The sequence below is a fragment of the Megasphaera massiliensis genome (assembly GCF_000455225.1).
Classification (GTDB): domain Bacteria; phylum Bacillota; class Negativicutes; order Veillonellales; family Megasphaeraceae; genus Megasphaera; species Megasphaera massiliensis.
Map to the genome: position 1 here is coordinate 86,893 of NZ_HF954534.1, position 2,080 is coordinate 88,972.

General features: G+C 54.8%; 3 protein-coding genes. 1 reads left to right on the forward strand and 2 read right to left on the reverse strand.

Going from position 1 to position 2,080, the window contains the following annotated elements:
* Positions 1-70: 70 nt before the first annotated feature.
* Positions 71-712, forward strand: coding sequence for a YigZ family protein (locus TX77_RS01465; RefSeq protein ID WP_044503065.1), 642 nt, complete (start codon positions 71-73; stop codon positions 710-712).
* Positions 713-721: 9 nt separating this feature from the next.
* On the opposite strand, the gene TX77_RS01470 is transcribed toward TX77_RS01465, so the two are convergent.
* Together TX77_RS01470 and TX77_RS13775 are read right to left on the reverse strand one after the other, a co-directional pair.
* Positions 722-1,678, reverse strand: coding sequence for a D-2-hydroxyacid dehydrogenase (locus TX77_RS01470; protein ID WP_044503066.1), 957 nt, complete (start codon positions 1,676-1,678; stop codon positions 722-724).
* 5 nt (positions 1,679-1,683) lie between these two features.
* The gene (locus TX77_RS13775) at positions 1,684-1,848 is read right to left on the reverse strand and encodes a hypothetical protein (RefSeq protein ID WP_176698832.1); all 165 of its coding nucleotides are present in this window, start codon (positions 1,846-1,848) and stop codon (positions 1,684-1,686) included.
* Positions 1,849-2,080: the final 232 nt, after the last annotated feature.

Sequence of the window (2,080 nt, forward strand, 5' to 3'; positions counted from 1 at the left end):
TTTATGCCCTTTTCTTGCCAGGGCCCGGTAAATAGGCTATGATGAGAAAAACGAAAAGGAACGATATGCTATGGAATCTCTTCTCCGCTCGGTCTATGGCCGGGCCGAAGCCGAATATGTCATCAAAAAATCCCGCTTCATCGCCACCGTCTGTGAAGTGAAAACGGAAGATGAGGCGGCAGCCTTCATCGAAAGCGTGCGCAAGCACTATTGGGACGCCCGTCACAACTGCTCGGCCTTCCAAATCGGAGCCGGCGGACAGATCCAGCGCTCCAGCGACGACGGTGAACCGTCGGGAACGGCAGGCCGGCCCATCTTAGAAGTCTTAAAGAAACGGGACCTGACCAATACGGCCGTCGTCGTCACCCGCTATTTCGGCGGCATCAAACTCGGCGCCAGCGGCCTCATCCGGGCTTACAGCCACGCCGCGACCCTGGCCCTCGACGAAGCGTCCGTCGTCGTCTACACGCCCTTCACCCTCCTTACGGCGACCGTCGCCTACCCCTTGGTCAGCACCCTCGAGCGCTTTGCCGAAAGTCACGACGTCCTCATCGCCGACCGGGCCTTTGCCGCCGACGTGACCTTCACCTATGAAGTCCCCGAAGGCGACAGCGACGCCTTCATAGCCGACCTGACCAATGCCACTAACGGCCGCGTCAGCTGCAAAAAAACGGGTACCGTCGTAAAACCGGTACCCGTCACAGAGACGTAACAGCTTCTATCAGGCCTTATAGCCCGTTGCCATATCGACCATATTTTCAAGTTTTTCGCCGGCGAGGAACCGCTTCAGGTTATCGACGGCAATGCGGGCGATGTAGTCGTGCGTCGCCTGCAGGTGGTAGCCGCCTGAAATATGGGGCGTAATGTAGATGCCCTTCGTCTGCCACAAGGGATCGTCCTTGGGCAGCGGTTCCGGATCGGTAACGTCCAAAGCAGCCCCTGCCAAATGACCGGAAAGGACGGCTTCCCGCAGGGCTTCCTGATCGACGTTGTTGCCGCGGCCGACGTTGACGAAGTAGGCCCCCTTCTTCATGGCCATGAAGCGGTCCTTATTATAGATCCGATACGTTTCCGGCGTATCAGGCAGGCAGGACGCGACGATGTCCGCCCGAGAGAGATAGTCTTCGAAATGAGCCATATCCCCCATTTCATCGGCTTCCGGCGGAACCTCGCCCTTACGGCGGCGCAGGCCGATGACATAAGCGCCCAAAGCCTTTACGCGGCGGCCGAAGTTGCGGCCGATATCGCCAAAACCGACGACGACGACCGTGGCCCCATAAAAGGACGTGACCGGGCCTTCATCGCGCCACAAGGATTGCTGCTGATTGTCATGGTAGAGATACAGCTTCTTCATCATAGCCAGGCTCTGGGCCAGCATGTGCTCGGACAACGCCAGGCCATAGGCACCGGTCGCATTGGTGAGCGCCACGCCGTCGGGCAGGATACCGGGCTTACAGTAACTGCCGGCACCGGCACTGTTGAGCTGGAGCCATTTCAAATGCTTAGCCTTGCTGACCAGCTGCGGGTCGATGTTGCCGATAATGACGTCGGCGTCTTCAAGGGCCGCACCGGCATCTTTTCCATCACCGGGACAGAAGGTCACCTTGGCCCCTTTCGCAGCCGTTTCAAACCACTGTCGCTGTTTTGCATCCGTATCCATGACAACGAGAATATTCAACAGAATCACTCCTTATTATATTTTGTGTTGGCGGCAATTTCTTTTACCGTTTCTAATGGGCATTTCGCGATATGGGCAATGAATTCATAGGTTACATCTTCCTGCAAGAGCGCCGTAACCAGACGAACCACGCTGCCCTCTTCGCCGTCCACGTTGACGAATTGTCCCATGTCCGCCTCCTCTGCACTATCTGCACAACCAAAAGGCCCCATTTTCACAGGTGAAACAAGACCTTTTTCGTAAAAATAAACGCTGTATTTACGTTTTAATTATAGCTTGTATGTACTGAAAAAGATAGGCGGCAGCGGTACTTGTGACAAAACTGTTCATCCGTAGTCTAAATATATCAACTATCTGTTAATGATAGTCCTAAAAAAATAATTATTGTCACTAAAAAGACAA

Bases quoted from the DNA above. Each gene is read 5' to 3' on its own strand.
- TX77_RS01465 (WP_044503065.1), top strand. From the start codon at position 71: ATGGAATCTCTTCTCCGCTCGGTCTATGGCCGGGCCGAAGCCGAATAT.
- TX77_RS13775 (WP_176698832.1), bottom strand. From the start codon at position 1,848: ATGGGACAATTCGTCAACGTGGACGGCGAAGAGGGCAGCGTGGTTCGT.